The organism is Pseudomonas sp. ok272 (assembly GCF_900109995.1).
Taxonomy (GTDB): domain Bacteria; phylum Pseudomonadota; class Gammaproteobacteria; order Pseudomonadales; family Pseudomonadaceae; genus Aquipseudomonas.
Genome location: NZ_FOCB01000017.1, coordinates 1 through 22359, shown reverse-complemented (window position 1 = coordinate 22359; position 22359 = coordinate 1). Strand labels below are relative to the sequence as shown.

Annotated in this window: 19 protein-coding genes; 3 read left to right on the top strand and 16 right to left on the bottom strand. The window is 63.5% G+C overall.

Features of this window, described 5'->3' with window-relative positions:
* Positions 1–8: 8 nt before the first annotated feature.
* From pgaA to BMW74_RS20915, 12 genes are all read right to left on the bottom strand, one after another.
* Positions 9–2489, bottom strand: a complete 2481-nt coding sequence (pgaA, locus tag BMW74_RS20970; protein ID WP_093426056.1) for a poly-beta-1,6 N-acetyl-D-glucosamine export porin PgaA — start codon at positions 2487–2489, stop codon at positions 9–11.
* 334 nt (positions 2490–2823) lie between these two features.
* The gene (locus BMW74_RS20965) at positions 2824–4332 is read right to left on the bottom strand and encodes a YdgA family protein (protein ID WP_093426054.1); all 1509 of its coding nucleotides are present in this window, start codon (positions 4330–4332) and stop codon (positions 2824–2826) included.
* 235 nt (positions 4333–4567) lie between these two features.
* Positions 4568–5203: an NADH:ubiquinone oxidoreductase subunit N gene (locus tag BMW74_RS20960; RefSeq protein ID WP_093426051.1), complete on the bottom strand. Its 636-nt coding sequence runs from the start codon at positions 5201–5203 to the stop codon at positions 4568–4570.
* 81 nt (positions 5204–5284) lie between these two features.
* On the bottom strand, positions 5285–6733 hold the full coding sequence (locus BMW74_RS20955) for an efflux transporter outer membrane subunit (RefSeq protein ID WP_093426048.1): 1449 nt from the start codon (positions 6731–6733) through the stop codon (positions 5285–5287).
* Complete coding sequence (locus tag BMW74_RS20950) at positions 6730–7620, bottom strand: efflux RND transporter periplasmic adaptor subunit (RefSeq protein WP_093426045.1); 891 nt, start codon at positions 7618–7620, stop codon at positions 6730–6732. Before BMW74_RS20950 ends, BMW74_RS20955 begins: the two co-directional genes overlap by 4 nt.
* Positions 7617–7826: a DUF1656 domain-containing protein gene (locus BMW74_RS20945; RefSeq protein WP_093426042.1), complete on the bottom strand. Its 210-nt coding sequence runs from the start codon at positions 7824–7826 to the stop codon at positions 7617–7619. The genes BMW74_RS20950 and BMW74_RS20945 overlap by 4 nt, the downstream gene beginning before the upstream one ends.
* Positions 7823–9904 carry an FUSC family protein gene (locus BMW74_RS20940; RefSeq protein ID WP_093426038.1) on the bottom strand — a complete coding sequence of 694 codons (2082 nt, stop codon included), beginning with the start codon at positions 9902–9904 and terminating at the stop codon, positions 7823–7825. The genes BMW74_RS20945 and BMW74_RS20940 overlap by 4 nt, the downstream gene beginning before the upstream one ends.
* A complete protein-coding gene (locus tag BMW74_RS20935) occupies positions 9901–10329 on the bottom strand; it encodes a MarR family winged helix-turn-helix transcriptional regulator (protein ID WP_093426127.1) in 429 nt (142 codons plus the stop codon). Before BMW74_RS20935 ends, BMW74_RS20940 begins: the two co-directional genes overlap by 4 nt.
* A gap of 368 nt (positions 10330–10697) precedes the next feature.
* Positions 10698–10991 carry a type II toxin-antitoxin system RelE family toxin gene (locus BMW74_RS20930; protein WP_093426035.1) on the bottom strand — a complete coding sequence of 98 codons (294 nt, stop codon included), beginning with the start codon at positions 10989–10991 and terminating at the stop codon, positions 10698–10700.
* Positions 10981–11226, bottom strand: coding sequence for a type II toxin-antitoxin system Phd/YefM family antitoxin (locus BMW74_RS20925; RefSeq protein ID WP_093426032.1), 246 nt, complete (start codon positions 11224–11226; stop codon positions 10981–10983). Before BMW74_RS20925 ends, BMW74_RS20930 begins: the two co-directional genes overlap by 11 nt.
* A gap of 42 nt (positions 11227–11268) precedes the next feature.
* Positions 11269–11520: a DUF2789 domain-containing protein gene (locus BMW74_RS20920; RefSeq protein ID WP_093426030.1), complete on the bottom strand. Its 252-nt coding sequence runs from the start codon at positions 11518–11520 to the stop codon at positions 11269–11271.
* Between the two features lie 97 nt (positions 11521–11617).
* Entirely contained in the window at positions 11618–12079 is a 462-nt protein-coding gene (locus BMW74_RS20915) for an aminoacyl-tRNA deacylase (RefSeq protein WP_093426028.1), read from the bottom strand.
* A gap of 215 nt (positions 12080–12294) precedes the next feature.
* On the opposite strand from BMW74_RS20915, the gene BMW74_RS20910 reads away from it, so the two are divergent.
* Together BMW74_RS20910 and BMW74_RS20905 are read left to right on the top strand one after the other, a co-directional pair.
* Positions 12295–12831 carry an NfeD family protein gene (locus BMW74_RS20910; protein WP_093426026.1) on the top strand — a complete coding sequence of 179 codons (537 nt, stop codon included), beginning with the start codon at positions 12295–12297 and terminating at the stop codon, positions 12829–12831.
* A 2-nt stretch (positions 12832–12833) separates the two neighbouring features.
* Positions 12834–13592 carry a slipin family protein gene (locus tag BMW74_RS20905; RefSeq protein WP_093426126.1) on the top strand — a complete coding sequence of 253 codons (759 nt, stop codon included), beginning with the start codon at positions 12834–12836 and terminating at the stop codon, positions 13590–13592.
* Between the two features lie 34 nt (positions 13593–13626).
* Here BMW74_RS20905 and BMW74_RS20900 read toward each other — a convergent pair whose 3' ends face one another.
* The 4 genes from BMW74_RS20900 to BMW74_RS20885 all read right to left on the bottom strand — a co-directional run bounded on the left by BMW74_RS20900 (position 13627) and on the right by BMW74_RS20885 (position 20307).
* Entirely contained in the window at positions 13627–15213 is a 1587-nt protein-coding gene (locus tag BMW74_RS20900) for a glycosyltransferase family 39 protein (RefSeq protein WP_093426024.1), read from the bottom strand.
* 190 nt (positions 15214–15403) lie between these two features.
* Positions 15404–16771, bottom strand: a complete 1368-nt coding sequence (locus BMW74_RS20895) for an HlyD family type I secretion periplasmic adaptor subunit (RefSeq protein ID WP_093426021.1) — start codon at positions 16769–16771, stop codon at positions 15404–15406.
* Positions 16761–18917, bottom strand: a complete 2157-nt coding sequence (locus BMW74_RS20890; protein WP_093426019.1) for a type I secretion system permease/ATPase — start codon at positions 18915–18917, stop codon at positions 16761–16763. Before BMW74_RS20890 ends, BMW74_RS20895 begins: the two co-directional genes overlap by 11 nt.
* Before the next feature lie 40 nt (positions 18918–18957).
* Positions 18958–20307 carry a TolC family outer membrane protein gene (locus tag BMW74_RS20885; protein WP_093426017.1) on the bottom strand — a complete coding sequence of 450 codons (1350 nt, stop codon included), beginning with the start codon at positions 20305–20307 and terminating at the stop codon, positions 18958–18960.
* Between the two features lie 355 nt (positions 20308–20662).
* On the opposite strand from BMW74_RS20885, the gene BMW74_RS20880 reads away from it, so the two are divergent.
* Positions 20663–22359 (top strand): retention module-containing protein (locus tag BMW74_RS20880; RefSeq protein ID WP_139208442.1); only part of this gene is annotated, 1697 nt, incomplete at its 3' end.

Genomic DNA, 22359 nt, shown 5'->3' with positions numbered 1-22359 from the left:
ATACTCATCTAGAAGCGGTAGGTAAGGTCGACGAGCAGGCGCAGATCGGTTTCTCGATCACCGTCGTAGGGTCGATTGATCGCGCTCAGCACCGCGCCGACCTCGAACACGTCGTTCCAGCTGTAGCGTTGGCCGTAGCTCAACAAGGCCACGCCCCCGGTCCCGTAGTCACGCTGGCTGTACGTACCGGCACCCGCCTGGAACTGCTGGCTCCAGACCGTTTCGTAGCGCTGGTAGAGCACGTGATTGACGCTGACCGTGGGCAGGACGCTGAAGTCCGCCTTGGGGTTGAAGTACGGCACGTCCTCGTTTTCGCTGTTGTGGCTGGCGCCCACTTCAAGCCCCAGGTCGACCTGCAGCCCCGGCGCGCGGTAGACCCCTTCGCGCCCGGTGAGCAAGGCTTCCTGGCGGTTGTTGCCGTCGCTGAAGTGCGAAGGGCTCAGCGCCAGTTTCCACTCGCGGCTTTCGTTGGCCCGCCAGCGCAGGAACGCGCTGGCGCCGTTGGCCGTGACATCGCTGTTCAAGGCCCGCAGCGGTGTGCTGGCCGACAGGTACTCGAGACTGGCGCCGTACTGCCAGGCATCGTCGATGTCCCGGGCGATCGACAGGCGCGCCCCCTGTTGGTTGCCGTAGCCAAAGTTGTGATTGGAGACCTCCGCTTCCAGGGTCATGTCGCGGGTCCGCCGCTCCACGCCGAGGCGCTCGACGCGGTCGCGCCCGGTGCCTTCCTGGAAGTCGCCGGTGGCATAGGCGTAGCCACCGAACACCCGCCAGTCCTCAGCGATCGGCGGGCTGTAGAGCGTGGTCTGTATGCCAAAGTCCTTGCTGCCGGAGACCGCGCCGGCACCGTTGCTGCCCCCGCCATAGCTCTTGCCGCCGTAGGTCTCGACCCGCAACTGCGCCATGTCATGCACCGCCCGCTGGCGCGCCAGGCGCTGGACGGCACGGTTGTCGGGCAAGCGGGCGACGACGTCATCGGTCAGCGCATCGAGCTGGCGCCACTCCTGCAAGTCCTGGGCGGTATGGCCCTGGGCGACTTCCAGGCCGATGTCGCGCGGGGCCTGGCTTTCGGTTTCCTTGAGCTGGCCCTCGGCGCGGCGTGGCCAGTCGCGGGCCCGGTACAGGTCCGCCTCGGCCAGGCGCAGGCCGAGATTGCCCGGTGCCTGCTCGACCAACGCCTCCAACCCTTGCTGGCTGCCGGGCAAATCACCGCTGTAGACCCCGGATTGAGCCTTCAACTGTTGCGCATCCATCCAGGCATCGTTGGGATTGCCCAGCGGCAGGCCCTTGAGGTTCACCCGTGGATTCTGCTGCTTGGCCAGGTCCTCGGCGACGGCGCGGGCGGCCCGGGGCTGATCGCTTTCCATCAAGGCGTAATACAGCGCCGTGCTGTCTTCGACGTGGTCGGCGGGATCGGCGTCCGGGGCGGCCACGACCTGGCGATAGAGGTCGATGGCGGTCTCGGGCTGGCGCTGGTCGAGGTAGGCGGCAGCCACCCAACGCAGGGCGTAGGTGGGAATCTTGACCTGGTCGGCGAGCAGCTTCTGGTACTCGCCGATGACCTGGGCAGTACGCGCGCGCGCCTTGAGGGCGCCCATGCGGTCGATGCGCCAGACGATCACGTCGTCGTGGGCCGAGGCGTCCGGCGTCCACGTGGCGATCAACTGGTCGTAGTCACGCAAGGCCCGATCGGCGATCACGTAGCGCTCTTTTTCGCTGCGGGTGGCGAACTCCGCCATGCGCACGCGCTCGGCGGCCACATCGCCCTCAAGCCGACGCATCTGCCCCGGGTCAATCAGCCCCGGGCGTTGCCGGGCCAGGCGCAAGGCCGGCTCCGGCAAGCGGGCGCGCTTGAGGGCGTACACGTATTCACGGGCGACTTCGGCTTGGCTGCCCGCGCGGACGAAGGCCTGGTCGTACTCGAACAACGCATCAAAGGTGGCACCGGAGCGGGTCAGGGCATAGGCCAGCGCCATGCGCCGGGCCGGATCACCCGGCTTGGCCGCAACCAGGGCCCGGGCGCGACTGACCGCGGCTTCAGGCTTGCCGCCGTCGGCCTGGGTCATCGCCAGGCCCAGTTGCAGGTCAGCGTTATTCGGTTCAACGACCAGCGCCTTGCGGTACAGCTCGGTGGCCGCATCCCAGCGCTGGAGGTTGCGATAGGCACGGGCGGTGGCGGTCAGGGCCGGGACCGGCAGCACGCGGTTGCGCCCCTGGGTTTCATAGACCTGCACCACTTCGGCATCCAGGCCGGCCCAACTGGCGATCTGCAGGTGATCACTGACCTGGCCGGGGGTCACTTGCTGGCTCGGCACGCCGCGCAACCGCGTCAGCACCGGCACGTAGTCACCGCCACGGGCGTCGCGGATCAGTTGATCATAGGCGGCATCGGCGACGGCCAGGCTCGGCCACAGCAACTGGCTGCACAAGGCCATGCCCAGCAGCGGCGGTAAACGATCACGAAACAACGGACGGGTAACACGTGACATTCGTCAGCATCCTTACACGGCAAGCCGGAGCGTCATTGCTCCTCCCCTGCCTGATTAAAAAACGAGCGCCTGGCATCAGCCTGGCTCGGTTTTCAAGGGCAGTCTTTCATGCAAGGAGCGACGAACTCCCCAATCCACACAATTGTTCAGATTTGTCCTATGGACTTAACGCCTCGCCCTTCAAGTCTTGTGCAGCGCGCCTCGGGCGCCGGACGCCAGAATGCAAGACGCCCGGTGATCGCATCATGCGAAAGACCGGGCGTCTGGTTTTACTGTTGACCACACTTTAATGGGCCAGTGGGATCGCTCCCATGGGGTCAACCCCGCGCGTTCACTACAGCGCGCCGAGGCTCGCCAACCCGCGCATCACAAAGCCCACAAACTGCTCCACCGGCATTTTCTGGCCGTTGAGGTCCACCTGGTTGTTGGCGTAGTTCAGCTTGATCACGACATTGTCGCCGTCCGGCTTCGCAAAGTGGCTGCCGACCGCCATGCTGGCAACCATCACGCTGGTATCCGCCGCCTGCTCGCCGATGGCCTTGGCATTGGTCTGGCCTTCCAGTTGCGCTTGCACGCTGAACAAGTCGGCGAGCATTGGCTTGGACAGCACCAGGCTGAAGTCCAGTTGGCTGATCATCTGGCGGAGCAGTTGCGGTGTCGGCAGCTCAAAGCTCGACGGCTTGGTCAAATCGACCACCAGGCTGGCGCGGCTTTCACCATTGGGCGTGGTCAGCGAGAGGTTCTCCAGGGCCATTTGCGGTTGCGCGGCCAACATGCCTTCCAGGGCGGTCTGGATCTGAGCCAGCTCGGCGTCGCTCAGGTTCAGGTCCGGAACCGGCTCGCCGGCCTCGGCAGCCGCCGCAGCCGCTTCCTGGTAAGGCTGCAGGCGGGTCTGGGAGATTTCCATCAGCGACAGCGCCGACGGCACTTCGAAGTTCTTCATGCTCCAGGCCATCTTGGCCGAGCCGATGGGCTTGTCGTTGAGGGTGATGTCGCCAACCGAGTAGTCGACACGCCCGGCCGCCAGGGTGCCGGACTCGCTGGTGGAGCCTTTGGTCTCGATTTTCTTGAGGGCCAGTACCGACTGCTTTTCACCCAGGGTGGCCTTGGCGCTGCTCAGCTCGAATAGGTTGTCACCCAGGTAAAAGCCATAGGCGCCCCGGCTGACATTGCTGGCCATGGTCAGGCCATGGAGCTCGACTTTCACCGGCGTCTGGTCTTGCGCAACCCCGGTCAGGACCAGGCTGTCCATGTAGCCATTGGCCTTGACCTTCTGCCCCTTGGCGTTGGCCGAGACCTCAAGGTTGAGGCCGGAGAACTTCAGGGTGGAGGCATCGTCCAGCACGGTGTCGACGGGCAGCAGCTCAAGCGTGCCAAAGGTGGAGTTGTCGTAGCCGATGTTGACCACGCCCTTGGCCGGCGACTCGCCCTGGGTGGCGGCGAACCACTTCTCGGTCAGCGCGGACTTCTCCAGCGCATAGTGACTGGTGGCCATGACCGGCAGCCACTTCAGCGACAGCAAACGCGAGAACGGCAACGGGCCGTGCTCGATACGGTCGACAAACAGCAACTCGATGCCGTCCGGGCGGTCACCGAACATCTCGCCCTGGGCCTTGAGGCGATAGTGCGCGGTGCTGCTGAACAGACTCCGATCCAGCGACACCAGCTCCACGCTCGCGCTGCCGTTGGAACCAACCATCACCGTTTTCAGCTCGTTGTTGGCGTCGACAAGCGACGACTGCAACACCGCCTCGAGCTTGGTCCCGGTGTACCAGGCACCGCCGACGCTGATAGCGCCAATGGCCACGACAATTCCAAGAAGCACGCCTGCTGATTTATTCATGAATGACCTGATCGATATCCGTTATTGAAAGTAGAGTCGTCTTCCCTGAACCCATGACAGGCCGTGGTTCGACTGTGCTGAAAGCGGCGTGCAGATTAGCACTGGTGCCGTGGGCTGGCCCATGATTAGCGGGTAAGAAAATTCTGAAACGGCCTCGACCTGAAGGTTCGCAGTGCTCACCGTGGGCGCGCGCCTGCTCGCGAAGCGGCTCGGCCCACCGCGATAGCAGCCGGGCTCAGGAATACTGCACCTCCATTTCATCCAACTGATGATCAAAGGTCTTCAGACGGGCAGTCCAGGTGTAGACCAGCACCTCGAAGTCGCGATTGATCACCACGCCTTCGGGCGAGTCGGCACGCGGGTCGCAGACGTCCAGCTGATAGCGCTCGCGGGCCATGGCCGTGGCCACGTCGCTGAGTTCGCGGGCGTTGCTCAGCCAGTGCCAGCCTTCGCCGGCGACCTGTTGATCAAGGGTCCGGCATTGGCGCTTGAGGGCTTCGAGGCTTTTCTCCAGCGGGGTGCCGGTCAGTTCACCCATGACTTCGGCAAAGGTGCGTCCCGGCTGCCAGTAACTGCCCCAGAAGTAGCGGTCGAACACCGTTTCAACCCGGCGCAACGCCACTTTGGTATCCCAGATCAGCACCAGGGTCTTGCCCTGTTCGAGCTGTCTTTTCTTGACCCGCAGTGTTTGCAGCGACGCCCAGGCCACCACCACCATCGCCATCACTCCGATCAGCGCGCTGACGCTGTCGAGAAACAGCAGCGCCCGGTCGAGTGAATGCGCCAGCATCACACCATAGAAGTAAGTCGCCGAAAGCAGCACCAGCGCGACGATTGCGCACCAGAAGCCGAGAGCATATGGGTTTTTCATTATTGCTATCCCCAGAGCCATGCACGCCTTGAACGTCGAATCCGCATGGCGGACCCGACCTTTCAAAGCATAGCAACGGCCTCAGGGTTTCGTGGGTTGCGAACCTGGCGTTCGTCCACTTTCCCAACCGCCGCCCAACGCCAGGAACAGATCGATCTGGCTCATGGCAACCTGGGTGTTGGCCGCCGCCAGTTGCGCCTGCACATCGGTGTAGGTGCGGGTGGCCTGCAAGTCGGCCAGGAATGACGCCCGCCCGGCCTGGAAGAAGCGGTGGGTCTGCTGCGCGGCGAGTTGCGCCGACTGGCCCGCATCGGCCAGCGCATCGCGGCGCTGCAACAGCGCGGCGTACTGCGCCAGGCCGGTCTGGGTTTCGCGGATGGCGTTGAGCACCACCCCGTCGAAGTGCGCCAGCGCGCCTTGCGTGACGGCTTCGGCCTCATGCACCCGCGCCCGGGCACCGTTGGTCGGCACGCTCCAGGTCAGCAATGGACCGAAGCCCCAGCGATTGGTCTGCGCCTCGCCCAGGTGATCGAGGATACCGACCGTGCCCACCGTCGCGCCGATGCTGATGTCCGGGTACAACTGCCCCGTTGCGACGCCGATCTCGGCCGTCGCCGCCGCCAGCCGGCGCTCGGCCTGGCGCACATCCGGCCGACGCTTGAGCAGCGTGGCGCCGTCGCCCACCGGCAACAGCTGGGCGATCTGGGGCAACTCGTGGCAACCGGCGGTGCCGGCGGGCAACTGGTTCACCGGCTTGGCCAACAGCATCGACAGGCGGAACAACCCGGCCTGGCGTGCCGCTTCATAGCGCGGCAGGTCGGCGCGCAGGGATTTGAATTGGGTCTGCGAACGGGTGACCTGGGTTTCGTCGCCGCGTCCGGCATCGCGCAGGCGCTGGATCAATTGGGTGCTCTGGCCCTGCAGGTCCAGGGAGTGTTCGGCGATCTCCCGCTCCTCGTTGGCCGCGCACACCTGGGTGTAGGCGCGCACCACATCGGCGACCACGGTGATGCGGGCCGTGTCGGCCGCCGCCTGGGTCGCATCGGCATTGGCCTTGGCCGCCTCGATACCGCGCTGCAAGGTACCGAACAGGTCGAACTGATAGGAGGTGGTCAGGGCGATGTTACCAATGTTCGCCACCGGGACTTTTTCCGGCAGCAGGAACGCCTCGCCAGACTCCTGCAGACGCTCGGCCGCGAGCGTCACGCCGCCACTCCAGCCACCCGCCGACTCGGCCTGCTCAACCTGGGTCCGGGCCCGGGACAGGTTCGCCGCCGCCACCCGCAAATCGGTGTTGGAGGCGATGGCCTGCTGCACCAGTTGATCCAGGCGCGGGTCCTGGTACAAGCGCCACCAATCCCCCGGCACCGGCGCCGACACCACGTTGTGGCCATGGGCTGTCAGGTCCCCCTGCAAGTCCGCGCGCTGCAGCGCCGCGTCCTTGGGCAACTGGTAATCCGGGCCGACCACCTGGCAGGCCGACAGCAACAAACCGAGACCGGCCGTGGCTAAGCAGGCACCCGCTCTCATTGGGCCGGCTCCTGCGCGGGCTGGTCGGCGATGATCGACACGGTGGCCGTACGCCCGGCGATCATGCGAAAGTCCTCCGGCACATCGTCAAAGGCAATGCGCACCGGAATCCGCTGGGCCAGGCGCACCCAGCTGAACGCCGGGTTGACGTTGGGCAGCAGGTTGGCGCCGCTGCTGCGGTCGCGGTCCTCGATGCCGGCGACGATGCTTACGACGCGACCGCGCAAGCGGGCATTGTCGCCGACCACGCGGATATCCACGCGCTGGCCAACATGAATGCCGCCCAGCTTGGTCTCTTCGAAGTAGCCGTCGATGTGGAACGAGTTGCTGTCCACCACCGACAACACCGCCCGTCCGGCAGTGACGAACTCCTGGAACCGGGGCGCGCGGTCGTTGACGTAGCCGTCCACGGGGCTGCGGATCACCGAGCGGTCGAGGTTGAGTTGGGCGCTGTCCACGGCCACCTGGGCTTCCATCAACGCCACTTCGGCGCGGGCCACCTTGGACTGGCTTTCTTCCAGTTGCTCGGTGGGCACCAGGTTGCCCAGGCCACGGTTACGCTTGGCCTCGCGCTGGGCCTGGGCCAGGGTTTCCTGGCGGTCAGCCACGGCGGCCTTGGCCTGGCGCAACGCCAGGGTGAAGCGATCCTGGTCGATGGTGAACAACACCTGGCCGCGCTTGACCGGCTGGTTGTCGCGGACGTCCACCTGCTGGATCAACCCGGAAACGTCCGGGGCGATCTGCACGATGTCGGCGCGGATGTGTCCATCGCGGGTCCAGGGGGCGAACATGTAGTACGCCACCATGCGCCACACCACAAAAACGGCCAGCGTCACGACCAGCACGGTCAACACCACGCGGCCAAGGGTCAACATTGGTTTCTTCATGTCATCAGGTATCGACTGAGTGAGTCCACGGCGCCGAGCAGCAAGGCGTAGAGACCCACGTTGAACAACGCCCGGTGCCAGACCAGACGATAAAAGTGCAAGCGCGTCAGCACCCCGTGCACCAGCAGGTACAACACATACGTAATGCCCATCAGCACCAGCAGGGTGGGCAGGAATACCCCGCTGACATCCAGGTCACCGATCATAAAGGCGCTCCGTCAATGCCATGGGGCATAGGTTCTTCCACATCCATCGCCCCGACAAACGCTACGCCCGGCAGCAGCGCCAGACGCAGGCCGCTGAGGGCGTGCAGCAGGTTCAAACGGGTGTCATCGTCGCCTTGCAGGCCTTGGCCATTGAGCGCACGGCGGGCGCGGTCCATGGTCATGCGCAGCGAGGCCGGCGGCGGCAGGCGCTCGCCCGCTTTCAGGCACGCCTTGAAGTACTCGCCGACCTCGGCCACCACCTGGCGCAGCAGCACATTCGGCACCCCCAGCACCCGTGGCGCGTAGGCCAGGATGTCCAGCAAATTGAGGCCCACGCGCACTTCGCGCAGGGCGATGCCGGTGTCCTGGCCGGTCATGGCCAGGCGCGGCAGGTGCTGCATCAAGCGGTCGAGCATTTGCACCCCCAGTTGCCGGCTCTCGGCCAGGTTGGCCAGTTCGGTCATGCCGACGATGTCCTGCCAACTGAAGCGGGTCAGGCGCTTGGCCGCCAGCTCCGAACCGAAGGGACGCGCCACCAGGGTCCAGACAAAGGCAAACAACAGGCCGATGGGACCGGCCAGGTTGCCGTTGACGAAGCTCAGGAAGTCCGCGTCGTAGGTGCCCTGCAGGCTGATGAAGGACGAGGTGTTGACGATGGTCAGCAGCATGCCCAGGTAGAACGCCGGCTGGACCGTCAATGTGCCGACGACGATGTAGGGCACGGCGAACGCCAGCACCAGCATCGGGAAGTCATGCAGGCTGGGCAGGATCAGGAACAGGTAGAGGCTGGCGAACACCACCGACAGCGCGGTCCAGAAGAAGAATCGGTAGATCTGCGGCGCCGGGTCGTCCATCGCGGCAAAGAAGCTGCACGCCACCGCCGCCAGGATCACCGCGCTACCGCCGTCGGGCCAGCCGAGCAGAATCCACAGCACCGAGGCCACGATGATCGCCAGCACCGTGGAGGCCGCCGAGTAGAGCATCAGCCCACGGTCGAGAAAGGGTGTCAGCCGCCCCAGGCGCCAGTGCCGGTACACCGCGCGCCAGTTGTCCTGGCTGTCGGTGTGGATCGCGTATTGCAGGCTGCGCAGGTCCTGCCACAAGTCGATCCACTCGCCGAGGCGGTACAGGGCGTTGGAGAACACCAACTGCGCACGATCATCCAGCGCTTCGGGGCTGGGTTGCAGGGCTTGGAGTTGCGCGCGCAAGGCTTCCCAGCGCGCGACCGAGGCGTCGCTGTGCTCCAGCCACTCAAGCGCCGCCGCCAGCAGCGGGGTGAATCCATCCGCCAGCTCCGGGGTGCGCCGCTGCAAGGCGTACAGCGCATCGTCCAGGGCGTCGATCACCGGCAACAGGTGGATCATCCGCCCACGCAGTTCCTTGATGTTACGTACCGTCTGCGGCCGGGCCCCTTCGTGGGGCAACTGGCCGATCATCAGCTCCAGGGAGTTGAAGGTACCGACCATGGTGGTGCGCAGGGTGCTGACTTCCTCCGGCTGCACGTTGCGCGCCAGGAAGCGCTGGCTGTAGGTCACCGCCTCGCCAAACCACTTGCTCACCGCATCGTCGAACACCGGCGCCAGGCGGCGCGGCCAGAAGATGCTACCGACCACCGCGGCACAGATGATCCCCAGAAAAATCTCTTCGGTGCGCGCCTCGGCCACATCCCACACCGCCAGCGGGTTATCCACCACCGGCAGGGCAATCATCGGCAAGGTGTAGCCGGCCAGCATCAGCGCGTAGCTGTTGGCGGTGCGCAGGTGCATCGACAGAAACAACAGGGTGCCGGTCCACAGCGCAATCACCACCACCAGCATATAGGGGCTCTGGACGAACATCGGCACGAACAACAAGGCCGCCGCCGCACCGGTAAAGGTGCCGATGGCGCGGTACAGGGCCTTGGAACTGGTGGGGCCGACGAACGGGCTGGAGACGATATAGACCGTGGCCATCGCCCAATACGGACGCGGCATTTGCATCAGCATGGCGATGTACAGCGCGATCATCGAGGCGCTGAAGGTGCGTACCCCGTAGAACCAGTCGCGAGCCGGGGGGATGCCAGAGAAAAAGCCTTTCAAGAGGGGATCACCGAGGCCTGTTCGGCGCTTTCGAACGCCCGGATCACCCGCAACGCGGCCTCAAGGTCGGCCGGCGCGATGCCCTCCAGCACCTCGCGCCGCAGGCGCATCAACTCGCTCTCGACCGCCTGCAGCAGCTCGCGGCCGCTGTCGGTGAGACTCAGGCATTTGGCGCGGCGATCCTGCCGGTCTTCGCTGCGGCAGACGTAGCCGGCCTGGCACAGTTGGTCGAGCAGGCGCACCAGCGACGGGCTCTCCATCCCGGCCGCCTGGGCCACCGTGACCTGGCGCACGCCCTCGCCCAGGCGGCCGATCATCAGCAGCGGCACGGCGCAGGCTTCGGAGATGCCGTAGTTGACCAGCGTGGTCTGGCAGATTTTGCGCCAATGCCGCGCCGCCACCACCATGGCGCTGCTGATGTTCATCTGAAGGCTGTCGAGGGTCTGGGACACTGGCGGATTCACACACTGTTAGTTTGCTAACTATCAATATCGCATTGACGGGGAAATTCAGTCAAGTTTTGAAACATATTGCCGTATCTTCATCTCGCAGCCTCTACCAACCTACCGCGCTTTTAGGGTGCCAAGGCGGACACCCTCGCCTGCTGGAGCGCCCAACGATGGCCGAGTCCCCTGACTTAGAAGACGAGCATAGCCATAAGCCGGCGGTCACCGCGCACTATGATGATTTTCTGCAACGAAACATCGACGCTACATACCACTCAATGTGGGGTGCTATGGGTCGCAGGAATGATGGGCTGGATGCTCCAATTCAGGGAGCGGGCTTCGACGGTTTACTCACGTTTTCTCGCCCGTTCGTACACGACACTGCGCCCGCGCTTACCCACAGCTACCACAGCCACCACCACGCGCTCATCGATCACCTGATACACCAAGTACACCAAGCGGTAACCCGACGCTTTGAGTTTGATCTTGTAACAGTCAGGCATCCCGTGCAGCGCATCCGATGGGATTCGGGGCAGTTGAAGTCGTTCAACCAACTTCTTTTTGAATTGATCACGCAGGGTATGCCCCAGCTTGTCCCACTCTTTACGCGCAGAAGGCAGGAACTCGAGCTTATAGGTCATCCAGACTTACCGGGATTGGGGTTTCATGGCTTCTAGCGCGAACCAGTTCGGCCAACTCCAGATCATCCAAGCGTTCCATCATGGATTCGAACACGTCGGCAGGCACCATATAGCCCATCACCCGATTGTGATTGAGCACGGCAACCGGCCCGCCCTGGGCACCTTGCAGTACAGCCGTTGGGTTTTTTTTCAGCTCGGAGACACTGACAGCCATGTCGGCCAGAACATTTTGCATAATTAAGACCTCAATTTAGGTCGCTATTCTGGTCCATATAAATCAACCGGACAACCCCCGCCCCTTCCTCAACAACACATCCAATTGATCCACCACCTCGGCCCAATCGGCGTCGTCGCGGATTTCGTCGCGCAGGAACTGGGCCTGACTCGGGCTCCAGAAGAACGCATCGGCCAAGTGCAGCTCGGGCTTGAGCGGTGAGTGGGTGGCGATGAATTGGTCGATGCTGACCGGGTCGTCAGCCAGGCCCAGTTGCTTGAACAGATTGGGCAGGGTGTGGGTCGGTGGTTGCATGGCGGGAGGGTCCTGATGAATGAAGGTGGGCAGCGTTCAGCGCAATCGCCGTGGGAGCGAGCCTGCTCGCTCCCAGTTTTTTCGAGCCTGGCTCGAACTAATGAGTAACCTCGCAGACTTGCGCATGCGGCACCATTTTCAGGTACTGCTCCATGCTCATGTGCACCAGGTTGTGGTGGTTGCCGGCTTCAAGGTAGATATCACGCTGGCGGGTCAGCAGCGGGTCGATGACCACGTTCAGGCCATAGGACTCACCCAAGGCCGGCACCGCGCCGCGCTCGCAATCGTTGAACAGGTGGGCCAGGGTGCTTTCGCGGGAGATCTGCCATTCACCGCCGCCGCGCACCTTGCCAAGGTCCAGGTATCGGCTGGCGGGCAGCACCGCCATCAAGTAGTGGCCGTGGCGATCGTCGAGGATCACCGACTTGGCCATGCGCTCGGCGGGCACCCCCGCCAAACGGGCGGTTTCCAGGCTACTGGCCGAATGGGGATGGGTCACCAGGTCAAATTCACACTGCGCGGCTTCCAGGCTGCGTTGTACGGTTTTTGCCATACGCATGATGCACCTCGGTGCCCGCCCGAGTACCGGGCGGACGCTGGTTGAACGGCGTGTCTGTTTCTTCAGAGTCTAGGCCCGCTGCCGGAACCCGCCGATAAATCTGCCCATCGGAAGCGCTCGACAGCTGATCAAAATTCATCCAATGCCAGGCTCAACTAGACTGTAGGAAGGGCCCGTCTTGGGCTCGCAAACGGACGCCTCTCCCGGAGGGTCAAGTGAACATTCGAAGGTGGCTGGCCGCCGCACTGGTGCTGGGTTTGAGCGGCGCGGCGGTCGCGGCAGACCGCATCATACCGGTGGTGCAAAACCCGCTCGGCATCTGGCTGATGCTGTTCGGCGTGACCTTTCTGGTCGTCGAAGCCGCCGTGCCCAACTACGGGGTGATCGGCCTGGGCGGGGTCGTGATGTTCGTCGTTGGCGCGGTCATCGTCAGCCATGCCGACGTGCCCGAGCCGTTGCTCCTGGGCCTGGGTGTGGCGAGTGCGGTGCTGTTGGCCTTCCTGCTGATCCGCGCCCTGAAGACGCGCCCGCGCCACGCCGTCAGTGGCGACGCCGGCTTGGTCGGCAGCGTGACCCGGGTCACCGGCCTGCAGGCCGACAGCGTGCACCGTGGCTGGGTGCACCTGCAAGGTGAACGCTGGCAGGTGCATAGCCCCGTGCCGCTGCAACCAGGGCAAAAAGTACGGGTGCAGGCGCGCCATGGCCTGACGCTGGAAGTGGCCGCGGCTGACGCGGCATCACCGGGAGAATGATCATGGGCCTGCAAGTGGGTTTTGCCGCGCTGTTACTGCTGGCAATCGCCTTGGCGTCGTCGACCTTTCGCATCCTGCGCGAGTACGAGCGCGGGGTGGTGTTCCAGCTCGGACGCTTCTGGCAGGTCAAGGGCCCGGGGCTGATCCTGCTGATCCCGGCGGTCCAGCAGATGGTGCGGGTGGACCTGCGCACCGTGGTGCTCGATGTCCCGCCGCAAGATGTGATCACCCGCGACAACGTCTCGGTGAAGGTCAATGCGGTGCTGTACTTCCGGGTGATCGACCCGCAAAAAGCGATCATCCAGGTCGAGAGTTTCCTCATGGCCACCAGCCAACTGGCGCAGACCACCTTGCGGGCGGTGCTGGGTAAACATGAGTTGGATGAGCTCCTGGCTGAGCGCGAACGGCTGAACATCGACATCCAGCAAGTGCTCGACGCGCAAACCGACGCCTGGGGGATCAAGGTCGCCAACGTCGAGATCAAGCACGTCGACCTCAACGAGTCGATGGTCCGCGCCATTGCCAAGCAGGCCGAAGCCGAGCGCGAGCGCCGGGCCAAGGTGATCCACGCCGAAGGCGAGTTGCAGGCCTCGGAGAAACTCATGCAGGCCGCCGAAATGCTCGGTCGCCAGCCAGGCGCCATGCAATTGCGCTACATGCAGACCCTCAGCTCGATTGCCGGCGACAAGAGTTCGACCATCGTCTTCCCGCTGCCCATCGAGTTGCTCAAGGGCATGGCCGAGTTGTCTGCCAAATCCTGATGCCGCGGTTCGTCTCCACAAGACGCGCAGGAGACTACGGCGTGCCCACCATAAACAACCGCGCCCGGTTGTTGCCGGCAGCCATATCGCTGACCGGCTGCCAGTTGCCGGGCAGCGGGGCAAATTCGTCGGGCTGGTCGGCGGTGCTGATCAGCCACACGCGGTGGTTGCCGACCGGCAGCTGGGCCAACTGATCGAGGTAGACCGCCGGCCCGTCAGCGTCCACCAGGGTGCCGAACCCATAGGCGTTCGGCCGGCTGGAACTGCCATTGGCATTGGGCGGGGTATAGAGCAACGGCGTCGCGTCGGTGCGGTTGTAATAGACGTAGGGCATGTACCAGAGCATGTCGCTGATCACAATCTGATCGCCCGGGGTGTAATGCTGGTTGACGAACTCGACCATCACGCTGGCCTGGTCATTCACATCCACCGTGGCATTGTTCTTCAGGCCCACCAGCTCCGTGCCGACGAATACCAGCAGCAGCGCCAGGGCCAGTACGCGCGAGCGCTGCCACAGGCGACTGATCGCCAGCGCGATAATCAAGGGCAGGCCCAGGGCGTAGGCGCTCAAGTAGCGCTCGATGAACACCGGCGAGATGAACGACACCCCGTACACCAGCAACAGCGGCAGCAGGGTGTAGATCGCCAGCAATGCACTCCAGCGATAGACACTGCGGTCGCGCCACACCGTGACCCACACCACGGCGAGCAGCAGCAACGGCAGAGCGATAAACAGCGGCCAGGCGAAGTCCGTACCGTCATCCTGGATCATGAAGCTCCAGACCATCGACGGCATGGAACTCCAGTCCACCGGCAACTCCCAGCCGACGTCACCGTTGGCCTTGAGCTGATCCACATGCTGGACCAGCTCGATCAGGCCCGGCACCCACGGCATGAACAGCAACACGATGGCGAGGTTGGCCAGCCACCACGCCGGACGTTGTAGGTAGCGTTGGGGATGGGCGGGCTGCACACGCAGCACCAGCAGGTACACCCAATGGGCAATCACGCACAGGGCGGTGAAGTAATGGGTGTAGAACGCCGCCGTCATCAGCAGCGTGTAGATCACCAGGTAGCGCGAGCGCTGCGGCTGCTTGAGCCAATACACCAAGGCGATCGTCGCGCCCAGCAGCCACACGCCCAGCAGCGAGTACATGCGCACTTCCTGGCTATAGCGCACCGCCGTCGGCAGCAGCGCCAACAACAGCCCAGCCAGCAGCGCCACCCGCGGATTGGCGACCAGGCGCACCAGCCAGACCCCGAGCGCCACCGCGACGACGCCCGGCAACGCACTCAGGGCGCGAATGGCAAAGAGGCCATCACCGAACAGCGCCATCCAGCCGTGCAGCAGCATGAAGTACAGGGGCGGGTGCACATCGTGGGCGGCGTGGAACCAGATACCCGACAAGGTGAACTGGCTCATCAACAGGCTGGAACCTTCGTCACCCCAGATCGCCGCAGATGTCAGGCCATACAGGCGCACCAGCGCGGCCAGCACCAGGATGGGCCAGATACCGTAGTCCTCCAGCCATTGGAACAACCGCGACTCGGCCACCAGCCCGATGGGCGCCGAACGCTCATCCGGTTGGCCTGCCAACTCGGTTTCTCTACGGTATTGCATGCGCCCACCTGCCTGTTGCGCCTGTCCAGTCACCCTCGGACAGCACTTTTGGAATGTGCGCCGATGCTCCACCGTTAAGCTGAAAAAGGCAACGGCCCCTCACGCAGGACGCCCCAGGAAGAGGCGTAATCCTGCGCGCTTAAGGGTCTCGCGAGTGTGGCGAGCTCGCCACTGGCGGTTTGAGTGTTGGCTAGCGCTCGTGCAACGCTTCCGCCCGGGCCTTGATGATCGGCTTGAGCAGGTAGCTGAGGATGGACTTCTTGCCGGTGATGATGTCCACCGAGGCGACCATCCCGGGAATGATCAGCAAGGGCTTTTCATCGGTGCCCAGGTGGCTGCGGTCGGTGCGCAGCTTGATCAGGTAGTAGGTGGTTTTCTTGTCTTCGTCGGTGATGGTGTCGGCGCCGATCTGTTCCAGCTTGGCCTTCAGGCCGCCGTAGATGGTGTAGTCATAGGCGGTGAACTTGACGATGGCTTCCTGGCCCGGGTGGAGGAAGGCGATGTCTTGCGGACGAATCTTGGCTTCCACCAACAGGGTGTCGTCCAGCGGCACGATCTCGACCATGTCGCTGCCCGGCTGGATCACGCCGCCGATGGTATTGACCAGCAACTGCTTGACGATGCCGCGTACCGGCGAGGTCACCAGGGTACGGCTGACGCGATCTTCCAGCGCCTTGCCGGTGGCCTGGGCCTTGTTCAGGTCGGTGCGCGCCTCGTTGAGCTGGGTCAGCGCCTCGCTGCGGAACTTGCCACGGGTTTCATCGATCTTGCGCTGCACTTCCTTGATCGCCGACTCGGCACGGGGAATGGCCAAGGTCGTCGCGTCGAGCTGACCACGGGTTTCGACTTCGGCACGCTTGAGGCGCAACACTTCCACCGGCGATACCGCGCCTTGGGCCACCAACGGCTCGGACATGTTGATTTCCTGGCGTTGCAGGCTCAACTGCTGGCGATACTGCCCCTGCTTGGAGCTGAATTCGCGCAGCTCCTGCTGGCGCTGGATCAGTTGCTCCTGCAAACCACCCACTTCGTCATGCAATTGCTGGCGGCGGCTTTCAAACAACGATTTCTCGCTGGCGGCCTGCACCGGCACGGCCTTCATCACGTCCTGCGGGAAGTCCAGCGCGCGGCCGTCGACTTCCGCGCTCAAGCGCTCGACCCGCAGCAGCATGGATTGGCGGTCGGCTTCGGTTTCGCCGGCGTTGGACACGAACCGCGTGTCGTCCAGGCGAATCAGCGGTGCGCCGGCCTCGACGATTTGCCCTTCCTTGACGAACAACTCGGAAACGATACCGCCTTCCAGGTTCTGGATCTTTTGCAGCTTGGACGACGGGATCGCCTTGCCGTCGCCCTTGGTGACCTCATCGATCACCGCAAAGTTGGCCCACAGCAGCAGGAACACGAAGAAGCCGATGATCGCCCAGATGGTCAGTCGCACCACCCGCGGGGCATCTTCCATCAGCGCCTTTTTGACTTCGGGCAATGGCTGGTCGGCCATTGAGTCGGTGCCTTTGAAGTAACGAGCGAGCGAGTCGCGGATACCGGACTTAAGCAACACTGATCTGCCCCTTCTTCAACGCTTCCATGACCACCGCTTTCGGCCCATCGGCCAGAATCTGCCCACGATCGATCACCAGCAACCGGTCGACCAGCGACAACAGCGACGCACGGTGGGTGACCAGGATCACGGTCTTGTTCTCGATCACGGCGTGCAGGCGTTGTTTCAAGCGTTCTTCACCGGTGTTGTCCATCGCGCTGGTCGGTTCATCGAGCAGCAGGATCGGCGGGTTGAGCAACAGCGCCCGGGCCAGGGCCACGTTCTGGCGCTGGCCGCCGGAGAGGTTTTGCCCACGCTCACCGACTTGCAACTCGTAACCGTTGGGGTGCAGGCGGGCGAACTCATGCACGCCGGCCAGTTCAGCGGCCTGGAGCACCAGTTCGTCCTCCATGTAGCGGGCGCCGGACACCAGGTTGTCGCGCAGGGTGCCAGCCAGCAGTTGGATGTCTTGTGGCACGTAGCCGATGTTATGGCGCAGCTCGCTGACGTCGATCTGGCGGATGTCCACGCCATCGACCAGCAGCGCGCCGGAATCCGGCTGATAGAGCCCCACCAGCAGCTTGGCCAGCGAGCTTTTGCCCGAGCCGCTGCGGCCGATGATGCCGATCTTCTCGCCCGGCTTGACCACCAGGTTGATGTTCTTCAGCGCCGCGTTCTGTTGGTCCGGGTACGTGAAGTTCATCTGGCGGCATTCGATGGCGCCTTGCAGCACCCGGCGACTCATCGGGCGCTCTTCGAAGTTGCGCTCTTGCGGCAACTCCATCATCTGGTCGACCGAGGTCATGGTGACCCGCGCCTGCTGGTAGCGGGTCAGCAGGCCGGACAGCGAGGCCAGCGGGCTGAGGGCACGGCCACTGAGCATGTAGCAGGCAATCAGGCCCCCCATGCTGAGGTTGCCGGCGATGATCTGGTACACGCCGAAGACGATCATGATCACCCCGGCCAGTTGCTGGATCAGCAGGGTGATGTTCATCGACAGGCCGGAAAGCATTTTCACCCGCAGCTCAAGACGGCTGAGGGTGCCAATGGTCTGTTCCCACTGGTACTGGCGTTCGCTCTCGGCGTTGTTGACCTTGACCGCGTCGAGCCCGGCGAGGGTTTCGATCAGGCTCGACTGGCGTTCGGCGCCCAGGGCCATGGTGCGTTCCATCGTGGCCACCAGCGGCTTCTGCAGCAGGTAGCCGATGCCCAGGGCCAGCGGGAACGCCAGCACCGGGATCCACACCAGGTGGCCACCGAGCAGGGCGATCACCAAAAAGATCAGCAAGGTGAACGGCAGGTCGATCAGGCTGGTGAGCGTCAGGGAGGCGAGGAAGTCGCGCAGGCTCTGGAACTCGTGGATGTTCTGGGCAAAGCTGCCGACCCGGGCGGGACGGTACTTCATGGCCATGCCGACGATGCGTTCGAACAGCGTGGCGGAGATGATCAGGTCGGTCTTTTTGCCCGCCAGGTCCAGGCACAGGGCCCGCAGGCTCTTGAGGACCAGGTCGAACAGATAGGCACCGCAGATCCCAATGGCCAACACCCACAACGTCGCCTCGGCCTGGTTGGGCACCACGCGGTCGTAGACGTTCATCACGAACAGCGGCGCGGCCATGGCGATGAGGTTGATCAGGAAACTGGCGGCGATCGCATCGGCGTACAGCCAGCGCGAACGCATCAGGGTGTCACGGAACCAGGAACGCGCACGCGGGATCAGCGTGCCGTGGTTCACATCGAATTTGTGTTGGGGTTGGGCGAAGAACGCCTGCCCAATGTAGTCGTCGGCCAACAGCTCGCGACTGACCCGCACTTCGCCGCCGTCGCTTTCGCTGAGCAGCAAGCGCGCCTGGTCGTCGCCCTGCCAACCCACCAGCACGGCGCAGCGGCCGTCTTTGAGCAGCAGCAACGCCGGCAGGGCAATCGCGGGGATGTTTTCCAACTTGCGTTGCAGCAACCGCCCTTGCAGACCGGCGCGCGCCGCTGCACGGGGCAGCAACTCGACACTCAGGCGCTGCTCGGGCAATGGCAGACCGGTGGTCAGCATCGCCGCACTGGCGGGTTTTTGATGCAACGCACACAGCGCCAACAATCCGTCTAGCAACGGATCGTCGTGCATCGCGCGTGGATCATGACTGAGTTGAACTCGACTGGCTTCTGATTCCACGCTCGATACTCTTGGCTATCCATTGAACATTAGAAGTAACTCAGTTCATGCCAGGCAGTTGGACCTTTGGCTTCTCGTCGTTCTGTACGACGGTGGCCATGGGTGCAACGACGCCCTGACTCTTGAGCAATTCGCCCATGGTCGCCTTGATTCGATACTGAGTAAACATCTGACTGTTCTTGATTTCGGCCAGGCGGCGCGAAGCGGTGAACAGTTCATTCTCACTGTCGAGCAAGTCGAGCAAAGTACGCTCACCCAGGCTGAACTGCTTTTGGTAAGCGGTGCGCACGCTCGTACTGTAGTCAACATATTGCTGGGCAATCGGCACTTGAGCGTTGGCATTGTTCATGGCGTTCCAGGCCAGGCCCAACTCTTCGTTCAGCACGCGCAAGGCGTTGTTGCGGATATCCAGCGCCTCGTTGGACTGATAGGACTTGGACTCCAGCTCAGCCTTGTTGCTGCCACCGTTGTACAGGTTGAAGCTCATGCGCAGCATGGCTTGCCACTCGTTGTTATAGCCCTGCTGGCCGTCGAGGTTGTTGTCGGCGGTGCGGCCCAGCTCGGCATCAAACCGTGGGTAGAAGGTCGACTTGGCGGTTTCGTACTGGCGCTCGGCGGCCACGATGTCCGACTCGGCGGAGCGCAGGATCGGGCTGTTCTCCAGCATTTGGCGACGCGCTTCGTTGAGGTTGGCCGGCAGCATGGCCATGAATGATGCAGGACGCTCCAACTGATCCGGCATCTGGCCCACGGCGCTGAGGTAGTTGGTCTGGGCGTCGGCCAGGTTGGTCTGTTCGGTGATCAGGTTGTTGCGCGCCTGCGCCAGACGGGCTTCAGCCTGGTCGCGGTCGGCGGTACGGCCCACACCGCGCTCGGTGCGCAGCTTGATCTGGTCGAAAATACGCTCGTGGCTGCGCAGGTTGTCCTCGGCCAGTTGCACCATCTCACGACGGGTCAGCACGTCCAGGTAAACCTGGGCCACGGTCAGGCCCGTGCGCTCGGAGGTGCCCAGCAGAGAGTAGGCGCGGGAGTTAACGGTGGCTTGTTGACGGCCCACTTCATTGGGTGTGGCGAAACCGTCAAAAACCATTTGGCGCAGACGAATGCTCGACTCGCCACGGGTCAGGCTTTCCCAATCATTGCCTTTACCCAAGCGGGTGGTCGGGGTGTTGGAGCCTTCACGGCCATAACCGGCCAGGACATCGACTTTAGGCAGGTAGCCACCCTCGGCAGCGCGCAATTGACCGTCAGCCGCCAGGCGGCTGTTCACGCCAGCCTGGATTTCCGGGTGGACATCCAGCGCCTGTTGCATGGCTTGGGGCAGGGATTGGGCTTGTACGAAACTGGCAGCTAGAGCGAAAGGCAAAGCCTTGAACAGGTGCGAACGCATAGTAAGAATTTCCCAGGACTTCTTGTCTCAAATCACAGCAAACAAAGGGTGCTGCAACGGAAAATGGCAACCGTAATGTCCGTATGTCGGAAAGTTCAAAAGCGGAACTGGTTCACACACTGTAGGACGGGTCGCCGCGAAAATATCAATGTGACATTACGGAGCCGATTGTTTAGGATGGCGCCGAGAAGGTCAATAGTTTGGCACAAACTTAACCTCGAAAAGAAAGTGCCGGTAAATTGACTAGTAGACGCGCCATTTATACGTCTACTGTTGTAACCACGTCCAGACTGAAACGGCATACAGCCCTTCAGGTCTATGGAAGCCTACTGAACGGAACACCGGAGAGTCTTCAATGAGCAGTGTCGTTGCCATCGTCAAAAGCATTGTCGGTCAAGTTTTTGCAGTGTCCCCAGAGGGCACCAGACGCGTACTCATTGAAGGCGACCGACTGCTCGTGGGCGACCAGTTGGACACCGGTGCAGCCGGTGCCGTGACCCTGGAGCTGGCCGACGGCCGCTCCCTGGACCTGGGTCGTGACACGCAGTGGAGCGGCAGCGCTCCGGATTCCGGCACCGACCTGGCGCAAGCCACTGCGCGCGCCGCGCCATCGGTAGACGAGCTGCAACAAGCCATCGTCGCCGGCGCTGACCCGACGACCGAACTCGAAGCCACCGCCGCCGGCCCGACCGCTGCGGGCTCGGGTGGTGCGGCCGGTGGTGGCCACAGCTTCGTGATGCTGGACGAAACCGCTGGCCGGGTTGACCCGAACATCGGCTTCCCGACCGCAGGCGTCGACAATGGCGGCGCGCTCACGCAGCAGTTCCTCGGCGGCCAGGACAACAACAACGACGCCAATGCCCCGTACGAATCGACCCTGAGCCTGACCGCCACCCCGACCATCACCGAAGCCGGTGGTGTGCTGGTGTACACCGCGAACGTGACCCAGGCACCGCGCAGCGACCTGACCATCACCCTGTCCAATGGCTCGGTGATCGTGATCCCGGCGGGCTCGACCAGCGGCAGCGTCAACGTGCCGCTGAACCCGAATGACAGCCCGTACATCGACCCGTCGCAAATCACCGTGACCGTCACCGGCACCACTGGCGGGGGCAGCATCGTGCTGACCATCGACCCGAACCCGGCCGTGACCCAGATCACCGACACCATCGACACCACCACGGTCACCCTGACCGCGCAGCCGAACATCACGGAAGGCGGGCAGATCACCTACACCGCCACCTTGACCAACCCGGCGCAGACCCCGGTCACCGTGACCCTGAGCAACGGTTCGACCATCACCATCGGTGCCGGCCAAACCAGCGGCACAGTGAGCGTCGAGACCACGCCCAACGACGTCTACAACAACGGCAGCACCGTCACCACGACCATCACCAACGCCACCGGCGGCAACTTCGAAAACCTGGTGCCGAACCCGAACCCGGCCGTCACCACCATCACCGACTCCACCGACGACACCGGCCTGACCCTCACCGCCACCGGCACCGTGGTCGAAGGCGGTTCGATCCTCTATACCGCGACCCTGGGCAACCCGGCCGGCACTGACATGACCGTGACCTTGAGCAACGGCTCGGTCATCCTCATCAAAGCGGGCGATACCAGCGGCACCGTGAGCGTCCCGACGTCGCCGAATGACGTCTACGTCAACGAAGGCACAATCAGCACCACCATCACCGGGACCACCGGCGGCAACTTCGAGAACCTGGTGCCGAACGGCGACGCCGCGGTGACCCGCGTCACCGACTCCAAAGATACCGTGACCGTCAGCATCACCGGCAACGGCGAGGTGTTCGAGAACGCCAACCCGACCTTCACCATCACCCTCAACCAAGCATTGAAGGACGACCTGACCGTACAGTTGAGCAACGGTGGCACCGTCACCATCAAGGCCGGTGAAACCAGTGCCATCTACACCGCGCCAGTTCAGGGCGATGACGTCTACGAGGACGGCGCGCCACTGAGTCTGACCGTCACCGACGCCACCGTACCGGGCAAGGTCTTCGAAGACCTGCAACTGAGCAAAGAGCCGGG